The following is a 20274-nucleotide window of genomic DNA, read 5'->3' as shown; positions in this document are numbered from 1 at the left end:
GGTCAGACCCCCGCCTGCTGGCGCTGGCGCCTGAGATGCGGCGGCATCTCGGCATAGACGCCCTCGAACATGTCGCGCGTCGACGGCTTGCCGCCGGCATGCAGCGTGCCGTGGCTTTCGGCCTCCTTCTGCGCCGCGATCACGGTCTCAAGGATCTCGGCCTCCGCCTGAGTGTGGCGATCCTCCGACCAGACGCCTCTGTGGATGAGGTGGTTCTTCAGCCGGATGATCGGGTCGCCGAGCGGCCAGGCGTCGGATTCGGCCTTCGGCCGGTAGGCGGACGGATCGTCCGAGCTCGAATGAGCGCCGACGCGATAGGTGACATATTCGACCAGCGTCGGCCCGAGATTCTTCCGCGCCCGCTCCGCCGCCCATTTGGCCACGGCATGGACGGCAAGATAATCGTTGCCGTCGACGCGCAGCGAAGGAATCCCGAAGCCGAGGCCGCGCGCCGCGAAGGTGCCGGAGCCGCCGCGCGCTATGCCCTGGAAAGTGGATATCGCCCACTGGTTATTGACGACATTGAGCACGACCGGCGCCTTGTAGGTCGAGGCGAAGACCAGGGCCGCATGGAAATCGGATTCCGCCGTCGAGCCGTCGCCGATCCAGGCCGCGGCGATGCGGGAATCGTTGGAGATCGCCGAGGCCATCGCCCAGCCGACCGCCTGAATATACTGCGTCGCCAGATTGCCTGAGATCGAGAAGAAGCCGTGCTCCTTCGAGGAATACATGATCGGCAGCTGCCTGCCCTTCAGCGGGTCGGCCTCGTTGGAGTAGATCTGGTTCATCATCGTGACCATCGGATAGCCGTCGGCAATCAGCAGGCCGGCTTGTCGATAGGTCGGGAAATTCATGTCGCCCGGCTTGAGCGCCTTGCGGAAGGCGCAGCTCACCGCTTCTTCGCCGAGATGCTGCATGTAGAAGGAGGTCTTGCCCTGGCGCTGCGCCATCTGCATGCGGGCATCGAAGGTTCTGAGCCGCATCATGTTGCGCAAGCCTTCGAGCAACTCCTCGTCGGTGAGCAGCCCGGCCCACGGCCCGACCGCTTCGCCGGCGCGGTTGAGCACGCGGATGATGGAGAAGGCCATGTCGCGGATGGCGCGCGGATCGACATCGATCTCCGGGCGCGGCACCGAGCCGGCCTTGGGGATGGTCACATTCGAGAAGTCGGGCGTGCCGCCGGGCCGAACCTCGGGCTCCGGCACATGAAAGCGCAACATTCCAGCATCGGCCATGAGCTCACGTCCTCCAATGTTGCCGGTGCGATATTTGCACATCCGCGCCGCGATTTCATCGGGCGAGATGGCGGCCGTCCTCTCGGCCACCGGCCTTTGAAGACCGACGCGGCGCGCGGCGACAAGATGCAGATATGGCGGCGAAATTTCTTGTCGATGTTTTCAGGCGGCGCGCAATTTGGCGAATGGCTGGAACCGTTTAGGCGCAAGAGGCGGCAAAGCGGCGGTTGGTTCGGTCGGCGGCCAAGTTTGGCAGCGCTGGCAGATTTCGCCAATCTTCAGCGTCGCAAGAAAGGCGCCAAGGCGGTGGCCAGCCCCTTCTCCCCTTGTGGGAGAAGGTGGATCGGCGCGCAGCGCCGAGACGGATGAGGGGTGTTCCAGCGGAGTGAGACGCTGGCGTTCCCTGGAACACCCCTCATCCGTCGCCTTCGGCGACACCTTCTCTCACAAGGGGAGAAGGAAGAACCAGAGCCGCTTCTCCGTTCACTCCGCTCGCGCCTCATGCTAACTCACCCCGCATGGCACAGAAGAAAGGATACGAGGTCGATTCGTGGCTCGCGAAGCCGGACCCCGCTATTGGGATCGTCCTGCTTTACGGTCCCGACCGCGGCCTGGTCGCCGAGCGGGCGAAGACTTTCGCCACGAAGACCGGCCTGCCGCTAGACGACCCGTTCTCGGTGGTCAAGCTCGACGGCGCGGAGGTCGACCGCGACGAAGGCCGGCTGCTCGACGAGGCGCGCACAGTGCCGATGTTTTCCGACCGGCGGCTGCTTTGGGTGCGCAACGCCAGCGGCCAGAAGGCGCTGGCCGACGACATAAAGGCGCTGACCGCCGAGCCGGCGCGCGACGCGATCATTCTCATCGAGGCCGGCGATCTGAAGAAGGGCACGGGCTTGAGAGCCATCGTCGAGGCCGCAGGCAACGCCATTGCCCTGCCTTGCTATGCCGACGAGGCCCGCGACCTCGATACGGTGATCGACGACGAGCTGCGCAAGGCTGGCATGTCGATGACGCTCGACGCCCGCCAGGCGCTGCGCCGCAATCTCGGCGGCGATCGCCTGGCCTCGCGCGGCGAGATAGACAAGCTGGTGCTTTATGCCCACGGCAAAAAGGAAATCGACCTCGACGACGTGAATGCCTTGTCGGGCGATGTTTCCGGCGCCTCCTTCGACGACGCGGTCGACGCCATGCTCGACGGCAAGGTCGGCGATTTCGACGTTGCGTTTACCCGGCATTGCCAGTCGGGCGGCCATCCGTTCCTGGTGCTGTCCTCGGCGATGCGGCAATTGCAGGCGATGCAAGTCATGCGCGGCCAGATGGAATCGGGCGGCCGCAACGCCGCCTCGGTCGTCGCAGGCGCCCGCCCGCCGGTCTTCTTCTCGCGCCGCAAGCTGGTGGAAAAGACGCTCGAGCGCTGGAACGTCGAGGCGCTCGGCCGCGCGCTGAACCGGCTGCAGACGGCGGTGCTGCAGACGCGCAAGCGGCCGGATTTGTCGGAGGCGCTGGCAAGGCAGGCGCTGCTCGGCATCGCGGTGGAGAGCGCGAGGCTGGGGCAGCGGTAAACGCCGGCGATTGGCGAAAGCGGCAGAGCTGCCGATCTCCCCCTTGTGGTGGAGATGTCCTGTCTACCCTCCATAGCCGCAGCGCAGGTGCTGCGAAGGACGGGCAGGACAGAGGAGGGCGCTGCCCCGCCAGCTTGTCCTTCCTCATTCTAGGGCGAAGCGACGCGAAGCGGCGCGCAGACCCTAGAATCCATGCCGTGACATTGGCCGCAGAATGCAACGGTTCAGAATGGCGGCTGGCGACAGTGCCAGCTAAGATCGCAGCATGACAGGCTACGTCTACATGACCGCAAGCCAGAAAGGCGGCACGATCTATATCGGTGTCACCAGCGACCTTGCCCGTCGCATGCCCGAGCACAAGACCGGCCAAGGCTCCAGCTTCACCAGCCGCTACGGCGTGCAGCGTTTGGTCTGGTACGAGGAATACTTCGACATCACCGACGCCATCCAGCGAGAGACGTCATTGAAACGCTGGCCACGCCAATGGAAGATTGAATTGATCGAGAAGACCAATCCGGAATGGTTCGAGCTGTTTCGCGGAATTGGCTGGTGATCGTTCTGCGCCGCTGCGGTGCTCGGGCGTCACGGCATGGATTCTAGGGTCTGCGCGCGTCGCTTCGCTCCTTGCTCCGCCCTAGAATGACGAAGGAAGCCGGCGCTATAGCGCCCCGCCTCTGCCCTGCCGGGGCATTCCCGCAAGGACGGAGTGGCAGCGCCGCCGCTTTCGCCAATCGCCAACGAAAAGGGCCGGTGTCGCGGCCAGCCCTGTCTCAGCTATCACCAATATATCAGGCGTATCCACCCTTGAGCCAAAACTTCATTAGCCGGCAAAATATCGTTGCACTTCAACACCCTACCGCTCATCCTTCAATCGCCGGCAGAGCTCGTCGAGCTGGTCCAGCGAGCGATAATTGACCTTGAGCGTGCCACCTTTGCCCTTGTGCTCGATGCTCACGATCATGCCGATCGTATCGGTCATCAGCTTTTCCAGCGCCAGCGTGTCGGGATCTTTCTCCGGCGCACTGGCCGCGGATTTCGCCTTGGCCGGCGTCGGTCCGGCGGGCATCTGCACCAGCGCCTCGGCCTGGCGCACAGAAAGCCCTTCCTTGACGATGCGCTTGGCGAGGCCGGCCGGATCCTCGGCGGTGACCAGCGTGCGGGCATGACCGGCCGACAGATCGCCGTCGACCAGCATGTCATGGATGACATTGGGCAGCTTCAAGAGCCGCAGCGTGTTGGCGACATGGCTGCGGCTCTTGCCGATCACCTGGCCGAGATCGGCCTGGGTATAGCCATGCTCGTCGATCAGCTGCTGGTAACCTTGCGCCTCCTCGACCGGGTTGAGGTCGGCGCGCTGCACGTTCTCGATGATTGCCAGCTCCAGCGCCGTGCGGTCGTTGACGTCGCGCACGATGAGCGGGATTTCCGTCAGGCCGGCGCGCTGCGCCGCCCGCCAGCGCCGCTCGCCGGCGATGATCTCGTAGCGGCCGGGCTGCGACGGCGACGGCCGCGCCACCACCGGCTGCACCACGCCATGTTCGCGAATCGACTGGGCGAGGTCGATGAGCTCGGCGTCGCCGAAATGCCGGCGCGGATTCTTCGGGTTCGGGCTGACGAACTCGATTGGCACTTTGCCGTCCGCCGCGACCGCGCTCGGCTTTTCCGGCGCCGCGGGACGGTCGATCTCGCCGATCAGCGCAGCCAGGCCGCGGCCCAGTCTTTTTCTTGATTGGTCTTCGCTCATTATTCTGTCCAGATCGTTTCGGAATCGAATCGGCTATTCGTTAAAGGGATTTGGCCTGTCAGCCCGGCTCAGGCCGCGCGCAGCTTGCGCTCGCGGCGGATCACTTCGGAGGCGAGCTGCAGATAGGCCTGGCTGCCCGAGCATTTGAGATCGTAGAGGATCGCCGGCTTGCCGTAGGAGGGCGCTTCGGAGACGCGAACATTGCGCGGAATGATCGTCTCATAGACCTTGTCGCCCATATGGGTGCGCACGTCCTGAACCACCTGGTTGGCGAGGTTGTTGCGGCCGTCATACATGGTGAGCACGATGCCCTGGATGGTGAGATCCGGATTGATCGTGCGCCGCACCTGCTCGACCGTCTCCAGCAACTGGCTGAGGCCTTCCAGCGCGAAGAACTCGCACTGCAGCGGCACAAGAACCGAATCAGCCGCCGCCATTGAATTCAAAGTCAAAAGGTTGAGCGACGGCGGACAGTCGATCAGCACATAGCCGAAAGGCGCCGCTCGCTCGGCGGCGTCGCGCAGCGCGTTGCGCAGGCGCAGCGCCCGGTCGGGGGCCGAGGCGATCTCCATCTCGATGCCGAGCAGGTCGAGCGTCGAAGGCACGATGGACAAGCCCGGCACCGCGGTCGGCACCGCGGCCGCTTCCAGCTCCAACTCGCCGGTCAGCACGTCGTAGGACGAGACGGTGCGGTCCTTGCGGTCGATGCCGAGGCCGGTGCTGGCGTTACCCTGCGGGTCGAGGTCGACGATCAGCACGCGCTCGCCGATCGCGGCCAGCGCCGTCGCCAGGTTGATGGCCGTGGTCGTCTTGCCGACGCCGCCCTTCTGGTTGGCGACGGTGATGATACGCGGTCCAGTTTTCATGGGTTTATGCCAGTAATTCATTGCGGTTTCGCCGGGCGCAGATCGGTGATTTCCAGGATGACGCCGTGAGGGTCGGTCATGCTTGGATGTTCTACCAGATCGAAGGCCCAGCGGTGAGCGCTTTCTTCCACTTCGGCCCGGTAATCCCGGCCTTTGTGGAAAAGCGCGCGCGCCCCTTTCGTCAGCCAAGGTGCCGCGAGATCCAGCAGGTCGGGAAGCGCAGCCAGGGCTCGAGCGGTGACAATTTCAGGTGCGGAAACAAGGGGATAGCTATCGTCGATACGTTTGGCCAGGACCCGCGCCGGCAGGCCGAACTGACCGATGACTGATTGCAGGAACGCCGCCTTCTTGCGGTTGCTCTCGACCAGAGAGATCGAAGCGCCTGGGCGCTCGGCTAGCAGGAAACCCAGCACCAATCCGGGAAAGCCGCCACCCGAGCCGAGGTCCACCCAACGCTTGGCTGCAGGTGCGATTCGCGCAAGCTGGGCGCTGTCCAGGATGTGACGGCGCCAGACGTCGTCCAGTGTCGACGGCGCCGCCAGGTTGATGCTGCGGTTCCATTTCAGGAAAAGCTGTTCGAAGGCTTGCAGCCGCTCGAATGTTTCACGTGAAACCGGACCCGCCGCTTTCTGCAGGTCTTCCCAGCCGCTCACGCCACGTCCCTTCGCGCGGCGAGTTCGGCATTGCGGACATGCGCGACAATGACTGCGAGCGCGGCCGGCGTCATGCCTTCCATGCGCTGCGCATCGGCGATCGAGCGCGGCTGGCGCGACTTCATCTTCTGCTTCAACTCGTTGGAGAGGCCCGGCACATCGGAGAAGTCGATGCTCTCCGGAATAAGCCGCGACTCCTCATGCCTGATCTGCGAGACATCCGCTTGCTGGCGTTCCAAGTAGACGGAATATTTTGCTTCGGTCTCGAGCCGCTCTCTGGTCTTAGCGTCAAGCCCGGCAAAGCGGGCTTCGATACGTGCCAGCCAGGCCATGTCCACGCCCGGATGGGCGAGCAGCTCATAGGCCGAGCGCCGCACGCCGTCCTTGTTGATCTCCAGGCCATGTCGTCCCGCTTCGTTCGGCGTGAAGGTGATCGACTTAGCCAACGCCCGGGCGTGGTCGAGCTTTCCGGCAATCTCGCCAAAGCGCTGCTGGCGCTCCGACGACGCAATCCCGAGCTTCGCCGCCAGCGGCGTCAGCCGCTCGTCGGCGTTGTCGGCGCGCAGCGAAAGCCGGAACTCGGCCCGTGACGTGAACATGCGGTAGGGCTCGGCGATGCCGCGGCTGGTCAGGTCGTCGACCATCACGCCGATATAGGCATCGGTGCGGCTGAGCACGACCGGCTCGCTTGCCGAGGCTTTGCGCGCGGCATTGATGCCGGCAAGCAAGCCTTGCGCGCCGGCCTCTTCATAGCCGGTGGTGCCGTTGATCTGCCCGGCCAGAAACAGACCGCTGACGCGCTTCGTCTCCAGCGTTGTCTTGAGCTCGCGGGGATCGACATGGTCATACTCGATGGCATAGCCGGGTTGCAGCATCGTCGCCTTCTCCAGCCCGGGGATCGTCTTCAGAATATCGAGCTGCACGTCTTCCGGCAGCGAGGTCGAGATGCCGTTCGGATAGACGGTGTCGTCGTCGAGGCCTTCCGGCTCGAGAAAAATCTGGTGGCCTTCGCGGTCGCCGAACTTGACGATCTTGTCTTCGATCGACGGGCAGTAGCGCGGCCCGACACCTTCGATCGAACCGGAATACATCGCCGACCGGTTCAAATTGAGGCGAATCAACTCATGAGTCGCCGTCATGGTGCGGGTGATGCCGCAATGGATCTGCGGATTAACGATCCGGTCTGTCATCAGCGAGAACGGCACCGGATCCTCGTCCGCCGCCTGGCTGTCCAGCGAAGCCCAGTCGATGGTGCGGCCGTCGAGGCGAGGGGGCGTCCCGGTCTTCAGCCGCCCCAGCTTGAAGCCGGCACGAGCCATCGTCGCCGACAGCCCGTGGCTTGCCTGCTCGTTCATGCGGCCGGCGACGATCTTTTTTTCGCCGATATGGATCAGGCCGCGCAGGAAGGTGCCAGTCGTCAGCACCACGGCCCCGCAGGCGAGCCGCCGGTCGCCTGACACCAGCACAGCCGCAACCCGACCGTCTTCAATCTCGAGGTCCAGAACCTCGCCCTCGACCACGTCCAGATTGGCCTGCGAGCGGATCGCGGCCTGCATGGCAAGGCGGTAGAGCTTGCGGTCGGCCTGCGTGCGCGGGCCGCGCACGGCCGGGCCCTTGCGGCGGTTGAGCAGGCGGAACTGGATGCCGGCGGCGTCGGCGATGCGGCCCATCAGCCCGTCCATGGCGTCGATCTCGCGCACCAGGTGTCCCTTGCCCAGACCGCCTATGGCTGGGTTGCAGGACATGACGCCGATCGTGTCGAAGCGCAGCGTCACCAGCGCGGTCCTGGCGCCGGCGCGCGCGGCGGCGCTTGCCGCCTCGCATCCCGCATGGCCGCCGCCCACCACCACCACATCATAGTGATTGGTCATTATCCAAGAATCCGGTTTCAGAGGTCGGTTGACACATGTCCCCGACGGCGGTCGGTGTCAAGGCGACAGTGCGGGAGTGACGGCCGTGGCCAGGGTGCCACTCGTCTCAGGCGTCGGCGCTGCCCTTCATCCGCCTGCCGGCACCTTCTCCCCGTATAGGGACGGGAGAAGGGGCTGGCCGCGACGTCGACTCTCAACTTGCAACGTCGGCGATTGGCGAAACCGTCCATGAGAGCGCTCCTCTCCCCGTCCCTATACGGGGAGAGGATGCCGGCAGGCAGGTGAGGGGCGGCGCCGGCCTCTGGCAATCAGACGCGTCGGATGACTCGTTTCACGTGAAACATGCACCCGCCACATCCTGCCGCTGTTTCACGTGAATCATCCACGCCCCGCAAAGGCACCGTGTTTCACGTGAATCATTTACCGATGCAGAACTGCGAAAAGATGACATCGAGCATGTCCTCGACATCGACCGCGCCGACGATCCGACCAAGTCGATCCGTGGCCAATCGCAATTCCTCCGCACGCAGCTCCTGCCCCTGTTCCGCCAAGGCGGCCGCGAGAAAATCCTTCGCTTCCTTCAGCAGCTCGACATGGCGCAGCCTGGACGGCAGGACGTCGCTTGCATCTCCGATCGCCATGGCGGCACGGCGGCCGATCTCATCCAGCAGACCGGAAAGCCCGATGCCGTCCTTGGACGAGATGATCCAATCATAGCCACCATTGCTTACGCCCTTGAGATCGGCCTTCGTGCCGATCTTCAGCAGTGGCACGCCTGTCGGAACCACGCCCACGGGCTGCGGATCGACTATGTCCTCCAACAGCAGGACAAGGTCCGCCCCGCCGGCCTTGGCGCGCGCCCTCTCGATGCCGATCGTCTCCACTCTTCCGGCCGTCTCGCGCAGGCCGGCCGTGTCGACGATACGCACCCGCATCCCATTAAGATCCAGCACCACTTCGAGCAGATCGCGGGTGGTGCCCGGTTCATCTGTGACGATCGCCGCCTCGCGTTTGGCCAGCGCGTTGAACAGGCTGGACTTTCCGGCATTCGGCGCGCCGAGAATGACGACCTCAAAACCGTCGCGGATGATCTCAGCAGCCTTGAACCCCTGGATGTGGCGCTCAATCTCATCGATCATTGCCGCCACGTCGGACCAGACTGCCTCCGAAACGGACCCCGGCACATCCTCTTCGTCGGCAAAATCGATCTCCGCTTCGATCATCGCCCGCGCATGGATCAATCGGCGGCGCCAACTCGAATAAAGCTCGCTCTGCGCCCCCTCGGCATTGCGCATGGCAAAACGCCGTTGCGCCTCGGTCTCGGCATTGACGAGATCGGCCAGTGCTTCTGTCTCGGTGAGGTCGAGCTTGCCGTTGAGGAAGGCGCGCCGCGTGAATTCGCCGGGCTCGGCATGCCTGACGCCTTCGAAGCCGGTGATCGTCTCCAGCATTTTCGCGGCCACCGCCCGGCTGCCGTGGACATGGAACTCCGCAACATCCTCGCCGGTAAAGCTGCCCGGCCCGGGGAAGAAAACGACAAGCCCGTGGTCGATGATCGAGCCGTCGGGCGCTCTGAGGCTGCGCAACGTGGTGAATCGATCCTTAACGGCCCCAACCATGGTTTCGACTACGAATCGAGTCTTCGGGCCGGAAATGCGGATCACGGCAATGCCGGCAGGCAGGCGGCCGCTCGAAAGCGCTACGATTGAATCTTTGGAAACCATTTGCCGGACCTGCTGAAGCGCCCTAGCCTTTGACCTATCAAACCCACAATGCCGAGCCGCTCATCGTGACCTTGCCCGCGCGAAACCTGCTTGCCGAAGAGGCCAGCCCCTATTTGCAACAGCACAGCGACAATCCCGTGCATTGGCGGGCCTGGGCGCCGGCGGCCCTTGCCGAAGCGAAGGAGCTGAAACGGCCGATCCTTCTGTCCATCGGCTACGCCGCGTGCCACTGGTGCCATGTCATGGCGCATGAGAGCTTCGAGAACGACACCGTCGCCGCCGTCATGAACCGGCTCTTCGTCAATATCAAGGTCGATCGTGAGGAGCGCCCGGACATCGATCAGATCTATATGGCCGCGCTCCATGCGATGGGCGAGCAGGGCGGCTGGCCACTGACCATGTTCCTCACCCCCGACGGCAAGCCTTTCTGGGGCGGCACCTATTTTCCGCGCGAGGCACGCTATGGCCGGCCTGGCTTCATCCAGGTGCTGGAAGCGGTCGACAAGGCCTGGCGGGAAAAACAGCAAAGCCTCGCCGAGAGCGCCGATGGCCTGACAACCCATGTCGAGCAGCGGCTTGCTGGCGCAAAAGGCAAGGCCGTGCTCGACCGCGACGCGCTTGCCGATCTCAGCAACCGCATCGACGGCATGATCGACCGCAATCTCGGCGGTTTGCGCGGGGCGCCGAAATTCCCGAACGCGCCGTTCATGCACAGCCTGTGGCTGTCCTGGCTGCGTGACGGCCAAGCCGCGCATCGCAATGCGGTGCTCATCAGCCTGGAAAAAATGCTTGCCGGCGGCATCTACGATCATCTTGGCGGAGGCCTCAGCCGCTATTCGACCGATGCCGAATGGCTGGTGCCGCATTTCGAAAAAATGCTCTACGACAACGCCCAGCTGATTCGCATGTGCAACTGGGCCTACGCGGCAACGGGCAACGATTTGTTCCGGATACGAATCGAGGAAACCGTCGCCTGGCTGCTGCGCGAGATGCGGGTCGAAGGCGGCGCCTTCGCCGCCAGCCTCGATGCCGACAGCGAGGGTGAGGAGGGGCTCTTTTACACCTGGAGCAGGCAAGAGGTCGAAACCGAGCTCGGCAGCGATGCCGCCGTGTTCTTCCGGTATTTCGAGTTGGCCGCCCCGCATGGCTGGGAGGGCAAGCCGATCATTCGCCAGAGCGAAGCTCAGCAAAGACAAGGCATCGCCGAATACGGCCAACTCGCGCCGCTCAAGGCGAAACTTCTGTCGGCCCGCGACAAGCGCGTCAGGCCCGGCCGTGACGGCAAGGCCCTCACCGACTGGAACGGGTTGATGATCGCCGCCCTTGCGGAAGCCGGCCGCGCCTTCGCAAGGCCCGAATGGGTCGGAGCCGCGGCAAAGGCTTTCGCCCATATCGTCACCGCCGGCGAAGTAGGACGCCTGCCGCATTCGATGCTCGGCGCGAAAAAGCTTTTTCCCGCCTTGTCGAGCGATTACGCGGCTATGACCAATGCGGCGATCGCGCTGTTCGAGGCGACCGGCGATCCGGCTTATTCGGACCACGCCCAACAGTTCGTCGGTGAGCTCGACCGCTGGCATCAGGACGGCGAGAAGACCGGCTACTATCTGACGGCATCGGACAGCGGCGATGTCCCGATCCGCATCCGCGGCGATGTCGACGAGGCGATCCCCTCGGCCACAAGCCAGATCGTCGAGGCACTGGTGCGGCTCTCTTCGCTCGCCGGCGATCCCAAGCTCTGGGAAAAGGCCTGGGCGACAGCCGAGCACGCCATGGGCCGCGCCGCGCAACAGGCTTATGGCCAGGCCGGCATCGTCAACGCCTGCGCGCTGGCGCTTGAGCCGCTGAAGCTCGTCATTATAGACAAGCTAGACTCCTCAAGCCTCGTTCCGGTGGTGAATCGAAATCCCGACCCGCGTCGGGTCGACATTGTCGTGCCGATCGGTACGCAAGCGAATCGGCCGCTCCTGCCGGGCGGCGTGCTGCCGCCGACCGACAAACCGGGCGCCTGGCTCTGCAGCGGGCAGGTGTGCCTGCCGGTGGTCACGGAGCCGGATGAGTTGGAGAAGCTGCTGCGGCGAAGGTAGGCTGAGCGGCATATGAGGCCTAACCCAATTTCTCGGATTGCCTTGATGTCTAACGTCGGCGCCGCCCCTCATCTGGCTGCCGCCATCTTCTCCCCGTAGAACGGGGAGAAGGGCGCCGTCGCCACCGATTTCGCCAATTGCCAACGTTGCACGAGGGAGCGCTGCGGCCGCAGCTGCCTCTTTCTCCCCGTTTACGGGGAGAAATGCCCGGCAGGGCAATGAGGGGCAGCGCGAACTCCCGCGATTTGCCACCAGCAATCGAGCTTTTCCGCTTCGCGAGCCGACCCTCCCCACAAGGGGGAGGGTAGCCCGATCACGTATTCATCGAATCGAAGAAGTCGCCGTTGGTCTTGGTCTGCTTGAGCTTGTCGATGAGGAACTCGATCGCGTCGGTCGTTCCCATCGGCGCGAGAATCCGGCGCAGCACGAAGATCTTCTGCAGGTCCGACCGCGGCACCAAAAGGTCTTCCTTGCGGGTGCCGGATTTCAGGATGTCGATCGCCGGATAGATGCGCTTGTCCGCCACCTTGCGGTCGAGCTGGATTTCGCAGTTGCCGGTACCCTTGAACTCTTCGAAGATGACTTCGTCCATGCGGCTGCCGGTATCGATCAGCGCGGTGGCGATGATGGTGAGAGAGCCGCCTTCCTCGATGTTGCGGGCGGCACCGAAGAAGCGCTTCGGCCGCTGCAGCGCGTTGGCGTCGACACCACCGGTCAGCACCTTGCCGGATGACGGCACCACGGTGTTGTAGGCGCGGCCGAGGCGGGTGATCGAATCGAGCAGGATCACGACATCGCGGCCATGCTCGACCAGGCGCTTGGCCTTCTCGATCACCATTTCCGCGACCTGCACGTGGCGGGCCGCCGGCTCGTCGAAGGTCGAGGAGATCACCTCGCCCTTCACCGAGCGCTGCATGTCGGTCACTTCCTCCGGACGTTCGTCGATCAGAAGCACGATCAGATAGCATTCCGGATGATTGGCGGTGATCGAGTGCGCGATGTTCTGCAAAAGCACCGTCTTACCGGTGCGCGGCTGTGCGTTGATCAGCGCGCGCTGGCCCTTGCCGATCGGCGCCACCAGGTCGATCACACGAGGCGATATGTCCTTGGTGGGCGGATTGTCGACCTCCATCTTCAGCCGCGAGGTGGGATAGAGCGGCGTCAGATTGTCGAAATGGATCTTGTGCCGGATCTTTTCCGGATCGTCGAAATTGATGGTGTTGACCTTGAGCAGCGCGAAGTAGCGCTCGCCCTCTTTCGGGCTGCGGATCGGCCCTTCGACCGTATCGCCGGTCTTCAGCGAAAAGCGCCTGATCTGCGACGGCGAAATATAGATGTCGTCTGGACCTGGCAGGTAGTTGGCATTGGCCGAGCGCAGGAAGCCGAAACCGTCCTGCAGCACCTCTACAACGCCGTCGCCGATGATCTCGACGTCCTGGGCCGCGAGCTTCTTCAGGATCGCGAACATCAGCTCCTGCTTGCGCATGACGCTGGCGTTTTCCACCTCGAGCGATTCGGCATAGGCGATCAGCTCTGGCGGCTTCTTATTCTTGAACTCGGTGAGTTTCATTTCTTGCATTAGATAGACTCTGGGTAGGCTTTGGGGAGAAAAATCGGCTGAATGCGACAAATGCCGGGCGCGGCCGAAAGCGAGAAAAGGGGCGGCGCATGACGGGAAGGAAGACCCGTCTTTTATCGTCGGTCGCCTAAAAGAGCAAGCCGCCTTTTGCGGGGTCGTTTGAGCCTCAGAAGGGCTTCACGATGACCAGGATGACGATGACGATCATCAGCAATGTGGGGATCTCATTGACGATCCGCCAGTGCCTGGCTGGTTTTTCGTTCCTGTCCTCGGCAAATTTCCGCACCGCGCCGGCGAGATAGCCATGCAGCCCTGAAAGCAACAGCACCGCGAGGATCTTGGCGTGCAGCCAGCCGCCCTGGAATCCGAAACCTTTCCAGGCCAGCCACAGCCCGAAAACCCAGGTCACGATCATCGCCGGATTGATGATGGCTCTCAGCAGCCGGCGCTCCATCACCTTGAAGGTCTCGGATTGCACCGAGCCCTTCTCGGCTTCGACGTGATAGACGAAGAGCCGCGGCAGATAGAGCATGCCGGCCATCCAGGAGATGACAGCAATCACATGGATGGCTTTCGCCCAGGGATAGAAACTGTCGGGTGCCGCGAAATAGAGGAGCGCCGTCAGAACGACGAGAACGACGATGCCGATTGTCATGCGCTTCATCGCCTGGCCGGCGCTGTTCTCGTTGCTCGCGTCGATCATCGGCGGCTCCTCACCATTTTCACCATGGCCTCGACATGCGCCACCGGCGTTTCCGGCGTGATGCCGTGGCCGAGATTGAAGATCAGCGGCCCGTCGCTTAAGCGTCGAAGGATAGCGTCAACGCCATCGGCCAGCGCCTTGCCGCCGGCGACCAGCCGCAGTGGATCGAGATTGCCCTGCACCGCGCCTTCGCCTTGCAGCTCTCGCGCCATCGACAAGGGCACCGTCCAGTCGAGGCCGAGGCCGGTGATCCCCGTCTTCTTCCTGTAGTCGCGATAGCGCTCGCCGGCGCCTTTCGGAAATCCGATCACCGGCACGTCGGGATGAACCGCCTTCACCTGCCGGACGATATCGGCCACCGGCTCGACGCAGAACGCTTCAAAAGAAGGCTCGTCCAGAACGCCCGACCAGGAATCGAAAATCTGCACCACATCGGCCCCGGCCTCGATCTGGCGGATGAGATAGGCGGCCGAATGGTCGGCCAGTATCTTCAAAAGCCGCGCGAAGGCCTCCGGCTCGCGATAGGCGAAAAGCCGCGCCGGTCCCTGGTCCGGCGTGCCGTGGCCGGCAATCATGTAGGTCGCCACCGTCCAGGGCGCGCCGCAGAAGCCGATCAGCGTCGTTTCATCCGGCAGTTTCGCGCGCAACCGGCGAACGGTCTCATAGACCGGTTCGAGATTCACGTGAAACGTTTCGCCGTTCAGGGCCGCAATCTCCCTCGCCGCGATCGGCTTCAGGATCGGTCCGTGTCCCTCCTCGAAGCGAACCTCCCGCCCCAGCGCGTTGGGCACGACGAGGATGTCGGAGAACAGGATCGAGGCGTCGAAGCCGAAGCGTTCGATCGGCTGCAGCGTTACTTCGACGGCAAGGTCGGGATCGTAGCAGAGATCGAGGAAGGATCCGGCCCGCTTCCGGGTCTCGCGGTACTCCGGAAGATAGCGGCCTGCCTGACGCATCATCCAGAGCGGCGGCGGTGAAACCGTCTCGCCCTTGAGGACGTCCAGCATGATCCGTTTCCCAGCCATCCAGCGCTGACCTCTCTCTACAGCGCCGCGCGTCCTAAGACGCGCAAAGGACGCTGTAGCACTTATCATCTGGCGCATGATCCTTTCCGAACCTCTGGTTCGGGGTCATGCGCTATCTCTTAAATCAAATATCTATTTCAAAAGAGTCTTCTGATTCTAAGAGTCTGTTGGTTGTGGTGGTTGCGACCTGTCCAGCCTGCGGCTCGAAAAGGCCAGTCAGCATATTGTCGCGCAAGCTCTTTCGCAAATTGGAGGGATCTGGGGACGAACCGGATTCAGGCTTTCGAGTCAAAAGCTTGGCTTCCTGGCCCCAGGCTTCGCGCTGTGGACGATATCGGCCAAGAAAAGTTGATCCCCGGTTTTGTCCCCAGCGCCCCGGCAAAGCCTGCAGCGGGGCGAATTGTGGACAAGGTGCCATCTGATACAGTCGCTTTCACCGGATCGGCTTTTTCATCCAGCCTTGTCCACAACAGCCCACAGCCTGGAACCGCGCTTGTGAATAAACCCCAGAGCTTCTTTCATCTGCATCTGATTTCGGACGCCACCGGCGAGACGCTGCTGGCGGCCGGCCGCGCGGCGTCCGCCCAGTACAAGGATGCGCGCGCCATCGAGCATATCTATCCGTTGATCCGCACCGAAAAGCAGGTGGCCAAGGTGTTCGAGGACATCGAGGAGGAACCAGGCATAATTCTCTACACCGTCGTCGACCAGAAGCTGGCGCGCTCGATCGACGAGCGCTGCGCCGCCATGGGCCTGCCTTGCGTTTCGGTGCTGGAGCCGGTGCTCAGCGTCTTCCAGTCCTATCTCGGTACCCCGGCCGGCCGGCGCGTCGGCGCCCAGCATGTGCTCGACGCCGAATATTTCCGCCGCATCGATGCGCTGAATTTCACCATGGAGCATGACGACGGCCAGCTGCCGGCCAATATGGACGATGCCGACATCGTGCTGATCGGCATCTCGCGCACCTCGAAGACGCCGACCAGCATCTATCTGGCCAATCGCGGCATCAAGACCGCCAACATTCCGATCGTGCTCGGCGTGCCGCTGCCGGAAAGCCTGATCGCCGCCAAGACGCCGCTGATCGTCGGCCTTGTCGCCACCGCCGAGCGCATCTCGCATGTCCGTCAGAACCGCATCCTCGGCAACACCGCACCCTATGTATCGACCGACTATATCGACCGCGCCGCGATCAACGAGGAGCTCGCCTATGCGCGCCAGCTCTGCACCAGGCATGGCTGGCCGATGATCGACGTCAGCCGCCGCTCGATCGAGGAAACGGCAGCGGCCATCGTTGCCCTGCGAGGGAAGACGAGATAGATGAGCGAAGAAACCAGTTTTGCGAGTCACCTTGGCGGAGGTCGGCGCCGCCCCTCACCTGCCTGCCGGCATCCTCTCCCCGTATAGTGACGGGGAGAGGGGCGCTGCCATCGACGGTTTCGCCAAACACCAGCGTGGCGGAAAGAGCACCTTGAGCTGAAGCTGCCCTTTCTCCCCGTCACTATACGGGGAGAAATGTCCGGCAGGACAATGAGGGGCGGCGCCAGCGCAGCAGACTGAAACTCCAGCCTCCTGTAGCTGTGTCCGTGAGAAAAAATGGCCGAGAAAATCATCCTCGCTTCGGGCAGCCCGTTCCGCAAGGCGATGCTCGTCAATGCCGGGCTCGACATCGAGGCGGTGCCGGCGGAAGTCGACGAGCGCGCGCTCGAGGCGCCGTTGCAGGACAGCGGCGTGTCTCCCGAAGATGTCGCTTCGATCCTCGCCGAGGCCAAAGCGACCGAGGTCAGCGAGCGCAGACCGGGCGCGCTGGTGCTGGGCTGCGACCAGACGCTGTCGCTCGGCGACGAAATCTTCCATAAGCCGGCCGACATGGAAGGCGCGCGGAGGCATCTTCTGGCTTTGTCAGGCAAGACCCATCAGCTGAACAGCGCCGCCGTGCTCTGCCGCGACGGCGAAGTATTGTGGCGCCATGTCGGCGTCGCCAGCCTCACCATGCGCAAGCTCGATCCCGCCTTCATCGGCCGGCATTTGGCGCGCGTCGGCGCCAAGGCGCTGGCAAGCGTCGGCGCCTACCAGGTCGAGGGCGAAGGCATCCAGCTCTTCGAGAAGATCGAGGGTGACTATTTTACGATCGTCGGCCTGCCGCTTCTGCCGGTGCTGGGGGAACTGCGCGCATTGGGAGCGATCGATGGTTGAGAAAAAGGCCTTCGTCACCGGACATCCGATCGCGCATTCGCGCTCGCCGAAGATCCATGGCCATTGGCTGGCGAAATACGGCATCGACGGCAGCTACCAGGCGATCGATGTCGCGCCGGAGGATTTCGCGGCGTTCCTGAAATCGCTGGCCGAGAAGGGCTACCGCGGCGGCAATGTCACGATCCCGCACAAGGAATCTGCTTTCGCCGGAGTAGCCCGCCGCGACCATGCGGCCGATGAAATCGGCGCCGTCAATACGCTGTGGTTCGAGGATGGCGTTCTCTGGGGCGGCAATACGGACGGCTACGGCTTTGCCGCCAACCTCGATGACCATGCGCCGGGGTGGGCGAAAAACGGCCCGGCCGTGGTGCTGGGAGCAGGCGGCGCGTCCCGCGCGGTGATCCATGCGCTGAAAGAGGGCGGCATCAAGGATATCCGCGTCGTCAATCGGACGCTCGCGAGAGCCGAGGAACTCGGCCACCACTTTGGCGCCGGGGTTTCCGCGCATGGCGCCGGCGCGGTCGGCGAATTGCTTGCCGATGCCGGCCTGCTCATCAACACCACCGCGCTCGGCATGCATGGCAACGAAACCCTCGCCGCCGATCCGGCCGGGCTGCCCGGCCACGCCATCGTCACCGACATCGTCTATGTGCCGCTGGAAACGCCGCTTCTGGCGGCGGCGAGCGCCCGCGGCCTGAAGACGGTCGATGGTCTTGGCATGCTGCTGCATCAGGCGGTGCCCGGTTTCGAGCGCTGGTTCGGCAAGCGGCCGGAAGTGACGCCGGAATTGCGGCGCATGATCGTCGCCGACATCGAAGCGCATTGAGATGACGGGCGGGGACATGATCGTGCTCGGCCTCACCGGATCGATCGGCATGGGCAAGTCGACCACGGCAAAGATGTTCGCCGAGGCCGGCGTGCCGGTGCATGATTCGGACGAGACCGTGCATCGCCTCTATTCCGGCAAGGCCGCGCCGCTGGTCGAAGCGGCGTTCCCCGGCACGACGCAAGCGGGCGTGGTCGATCGCGCCAGGCTGGCCGAAAAGGTGTTGGGCGATCCGGCCGCGCTGAAGACGCTGGAGACGATCATCCACCCGCTGGTGCGCGCCGACGCCGACGCGTTTCTGGCCAGGCACCGCGCCGCCGGCGCGCCGGTCGCGGTGCTCGACATTCCGCTCTTGTTCGAAACCGGTGGCCGCAACCGCGTCAACAAGGTGGTGGTCGTCACCGCGCCCGCCGATATCCAGCGCGCCCGCGTTCTGGCGCGGCCCGGCATGAGCGAAGCGAAATTGAAAGCGATTCTCGCCAAGCAAGTGCCGGACGCCGAAAAGCGCCGTGAGGCCGATTTCATCGTCGACACCGGCCAGGGTTTTGAAGCCGCGCGTGCGGCGGTCGACGCGATCATTGCCGAACTCTCAGGGGAAAAGTCCGGTAAAGCCGGCTCCTGACGCCTGTTGTCAGCAGTCCCCATTGCCATTTTGTTCTGGTTTGTGATTCTGCTTTTTAGAGCGGACTGATTCGAATGCGTGAGATTATCTTCGATACGGAAACCACCGGCCTCGATTTGCGTGATGACCGCATCATCGAGCTCGGCGGCGTCGAGCTGGTCAACCGCTTCCCGACCGGCCGCACCTTCCACAAATTCATCAATCCGCAAGGCCGCGCCATCCATGCCGAGGCGCAGGCCGTGCACGGCATCAGCGCCGCCGACCTGGTCGGCAAGCCGACCTTCACGGAAGTCGTGGAGGAGTGGCTGGCTTTCACCGACGGCGCCAAGCTGATCGCCCACAACGCCACCTTCGATATCGGCTTCCTCAACCTTGAATTCAGCCGGCTCGGCCATCCGGCCATCGATATCGGCCGCGTCGTTGACACGCTGGCGCTGGCGCGCCGCAAGCATCCGATGGGCCCGAACTCGCTGGACGCGCTCTGCCGGCGCTACGGCATCGACAACACCCGCCGCACCAAGCACGGCGCGCTGCTCGACTCCGAATTGCTGGCCGAGGTCTATATCGAGCTCATCGGCGGCAAGCAGGCGGCTCTTGTCCTCGATGCCGTGGCGGTCCGGATGAACGGCGTCGGCGAGGTGGCCGACATCGATATCTCGATCGGCGCAAGGCCGATCGCCCTGCCGCCGCGCCTCACCGAGGCGGATCGATCGGCTCACGCCGGTTTGGTCGGCACGCTCGGCGAAAAGGCGCTGTGGCTGAAGGTGGCCGCCGCGGGTTGAGCGGCCGTCTCTGGCGCCACGTCGAGAGATTAGCCGAAAACGCTCATGACGTCGTCATACTCGGGCTTGACCCGAGTATCCATGCCGTGACCTCTGCCGTAGAGTGCAACGGTGCAGAATTCTGTAACCGTTGCAACGCCTTAGCGTCACGGCATGGATTCTAGGATCTGCGCGCGTCGCTCCGCTCCTTGCTCCGCCCTAGGATGATGGCCGAGCTGTCGTAGCGGCAAATCGCGAAGGTCGAAGACAACAAAAAAGCCCGGCGCGAAGCCGGGCTTTCGATGGAGAGAGGGGAAGGCCCCTCAGCTCACCTGCACCTTGCTCGCCGCCTGGTCCTCGGCGATGCGCTGCTGGAACATCTGCGCGAAATCGATCGGGTCGAGCATCAGCGGCGGGAAGCCGCCGTTGCGGGTGGCGTCCGCGATGATCTGGCGGGCGAAGGGGAACAGAAGCCGCGGGCATTCGATGAACAGGATCGGCAGCATGTGCTCCTGCGGGAAGCCGCTGATGGCGAAGACGCCGCCATAGACCAGCTCGACATTGAACAGCACTTCCTGGTCGAAGGAGGCCTTGGCGTTCAAGGTCAGGTTGACGTCGAACTGCTTGTCCGAGAGCGGATTTGCGTTGACGTTGACGTTGATGGCGATGCCCGGAGCCTTGTCGCGGCCGCGCAGCGAATTCGGCGCGCCGGGGCTTTCGAAGGACAGGTCCTTCACATACTGGGCAAGCACGTTGAGCGAGGGCTGTGCCTGGTTGCCGTTGCCGTTGGCGGCGCCTGCCGCGGCGTCATCGTTGCTGGCCATGA

19 protein-coding genes are annotated in these 20274 nt (G+C 63.7%); 9 read left to right on the top strand and 10 right to left on the bottom strand.

Annotation, left to right across the window (positions count from 1 at the left end; translation table 11 throughout):
- Nucleotides 1-2: 2 nt before the first annotated feature.
- The gene (locus EJ071_RS04715) at nt 3-1235 is read right to left on the bottom strand and encodes a 3-methyl-2-oxobutanoate dehydrogenase (2-methylpropanoyl-transferring) subunit alpha (RefSeq protein ID WP_126097032.1); all 1233 of its coding nucleotides are present in this window, start codon (nt 1233-1235) and stop codon (nt 3-5) included.
- Nucleotides 1236-1331: 96 nt separating this feature from the next.
- Here EJ071_RS04715 and EJ071_RS04710 point away from each other — a divergent pair, with 96 nt between their 5' ends.
- The 3 genes from EJ071_RS04710 (at nt 1332) to EJ071_RS04700 (ending at nt 3350) form a co-directional block, all read left to right on the top strand.
- Nucleotides 1332-1604 carry a hypothetical protein gene (locus EJ071_RS04710; RefSeq protein WP_126097031.1) on the top strand — a complete coding sequence of 91 codons (273 nt, stop codon included), beginning with the start codon at nt 1332-1334 and terminating at the stop codon, nt 1602-1604.
- A gap of 149 nt (nt 1605-1753) precedes the next feature.
- Nucleotides 1754-2797 (top strand): DNA polymerase III subunit delta, encoded by a 1044-nt coding sequence (gene holA / locus EJ071_RS04705; RefSeq protein WP_126097030.1) that lies wholly within the window; start codon nt 1754-1756, stop codon nt 2795-2797.
- A 265-nt stretch (nt 2798-3062) separates the two neighbouring features.
- The gene (locus tag EJ071_RS04700) at nt 3063-3350 is read left to right on the top strand and encodes a GIY-YIG nuclease family protein (protein WP_126097029.1); all 288 of its coding nucleotides are present in this window, start codon (nt 3063-3065) and stop codon (nt 3348-3350) included.
- Nucleotides 3351-3650: 300 nt separating this feature from the next.
- Here EJ071_RS04700 and EJ071_RS04695 read toward each other — a convergent pair whose 3' ends face one another.
- From EJ071_RS04695 to mnmE, 5 genes are all read right to left on the bottom strand, one after another.
- A complete protein-coding gene (locus EJ071_RS04695; RefSeq protein WP_126097028.1) occupies nt 3651-4541 on the bottom strand; it encodes a ParB/RepB/Spo0J family partition protein in 891 nt (296 codons plus the stop codon).
- 68 nt (nt 4542-4609) lie between these two features.
- Nucleotides 4610-5407 carry a ParA family protein gene (locus EJ071_RS04690; protein ID WP_126097027.1) on the bottom strand — a complete coding sequence of 266 codons (798 nt, stop codon included), beginning with the start codon at nt 5405-5407 and terminating at the stop codon, nt 4610-4612.
- A 17-nt stretch (nt 5408-5424) separates the two neighbouring features.
- Nucleotides 5425-6060: a 16S rRNA (guanine(527)-N(7))-methyltransferase RsmG gene (gene rsmG, locus EJ071_RS04685; protein WP_126097026.1), complete on the bottom strand. Its 636-nt coding sequence runs from the start codon at nt 6058-6060 to the stop codon at nt 5425-5427.
- Entirely contained in the window at nt 6057-7931 is a 1875-nt protein-coding gene (gene mnmG, locus EJ071_RS04680) for a tRNA uridine-5-carboxymethylaminomethyl(34) synthesis enzyme MnmG (protein WP_126097025.1), read from the bottom strand. Before mnmG ends, rsmG begins: the two co-directional genes overlap by 4 nt.
- A gap of 416 nt (nt 7932-8347) precedes the next feature.
- A complete protein-coding gene (gene mnmE, locus EJ071_RS04670; RefSeq protein WP_126097024.1) occupies nt 8348-9655 on the bottom strand; it encodes a tRNA uridine-5-carboxymethylaminomethyl(34) synthesis GTPase MnmE in 1308 nt (435 codons plus the stop codon).
- A 65-nt stretch (nt 9656-9720) separates the two neighbouring features.
- Between mnmE and EJ071_RS04665 the strand changes: the two genes are divergently transcribed.
- Entirely contained in the window at nt 9721-11739 is a 2019-nt protein-coding gene (locus EJ071_RS04665) for a thioredoxin domain-containing protein (protein ID WP_126102483.1), read from the top strand.
- Nucleotides 11740-12052: 313 nt separating this feature from the next.
- Here EJ071_RS04665 and rho read toward each other — a convergent pair whose 3' ends face one another.
- The 3 genes from rho to hemE all read right to left on the bottom strand — a co-directional run bounded on the left by rho (nt 12053) and on the right by hemE (nt 15046).
- Nucleotides 12053-13318: a transcription termination factor Rho gene (gene rho / locus EJ071_RS04660; protein WP_126097023.1), complete on the bottom strand. Its 1266-nt coding sequence runs from the start codon at nt 13316-13318 to the stop codon at nt 12053-12055.
- A 166-nt stretch (nt 13319-13484) separates the two neighbouring features.
- Nucleotides 13485-14021, bottom strand: coding sequence for a protoporphyrinogen oxidase HemJ (gene hemJ / locus EJ071_RS04655; protein ID WP_126097022.1), 537 nt, complete (start codon nt 14019-14021; stop codon nt 13485-13487).
- Nucleotides 14018-15046, bottom strand: a complete 1029-nt coding sequence (gene hemE / locus EJ071_RS04650) for a uroporphyrinogen decarboxylase (RefSeq protein WP_126097021.1) — start codon at nt 15044-15046, stop codon at nt 14018-14020. The genes hemJ and hemE overlap by 4 nt, the downstream gene beginning before the upstream one ends.
- Nucleotides 15047-15541: 495 nt before the next feature.
- Here hemE and EJ071_RS04645 point away from each other — a divergent pair, with 495 nt between their 5' ends.
- The 5 genes from EJ071_RS04645 to dnaQ all read left to right on the top strand — a co-directional run bounded on the left by EJ071_RS04645 (nt 15542) and on the right by dnaQ (nt 19469).
- Nucleotides 15542-16363 (top strand): pyruvate, water dikinase regulatory protein, encoded by an 822-nt coding sequence (locus EJ071_RS04645; RefSeq protein WP_126097020.1) that lies wholly within the window; start codon nt 15542-15544, stop codon nt 16361-16363.
- A 276-nt stretch (nt 16364-16639) separates the two neighbouring features.
- On the top strand, nt 16640-17239 hold the full coding sequence (locus EJ071_RS04635) for a Maf-like protein (RefSeq protein ID WP_126097019.1): 600 nt from the start codon (nt 16640-16642) through the stop codon (nt 17237-17239).
- Nucleotides 17232-18065, top strand: coding sequence for a shikimate dehydrogenase (locus EJ071_RS04630; RefSeq protein ID WP_126097018.1), 834 nt, complete (start codon nt 17232-17234; stop codon nt 18063-18065). Before EJ071_RS04635 ends, EJ071_RS04630 begins: the two co-directional genes overlap by 8 nt.
- Nucleotides 18066-18081: 16 nt before the next feature.
- Nucleotides 18082-18687: a dephospho-CoA kinase gene (coaE, locus tag EJ071_RS04625; RefSeq protein WP_126102482.1), complete on the top strand. Its 606-nt coding sequence runs from the start codon at nt 18082-18084 to the stop codon at nt 18685-18687.
- A gap of 74 nt (nt 18688-18761) precedes the next feature.
- The gene (gene dnaQ / locus EJ071_RS04620) at nt 18762-19469 is read left to right on the top strand and encodes a DNA polymerase III subunit epsilon (protein WP_126097017.1); all 708 of its coding nucleotides are present in this window, start codon (nt 18762-18764) and stop codon (nt 19467-19469) included.
- 302 nt (nt 19470-19771) lie between these two features.
- Here the strand turns inward: dnaQ and secB are convergent, their stop codons facing one another.
- Nucleotides 19772-20272: a protein-export chaperone SecB gene (gene secB / locus EJ071_RS04615; protein ID WP_059189571.1), complete on the bottom strand. Its 501-nt coding sequence runs from the start codon at nt 20270-20272 to the stop codon at nt 19772-19774.
- Between the last annotated feature and the right edge of the window lie 2 nt (nt 20273-20274).

Origin of the sequence: Mesorhizobium sp. M1B.F.Ca.ET.045.04.1.1 (assembly GCF_003952465.1) — a bacterium.
In the GTDB taxonomy this organism is placed as follows: domain Bacteria; phylum Pseudomonadota; class Alphaproteobacteria; order Rhizobiales; family Rhizobiaceae; genus Mesorhizobium; species Mesorhizobium shonense.
Note: the sequence above shows the minus strand (reverse complement) of the source record. Positions and strands in the feature narration are given on the sequence as shown.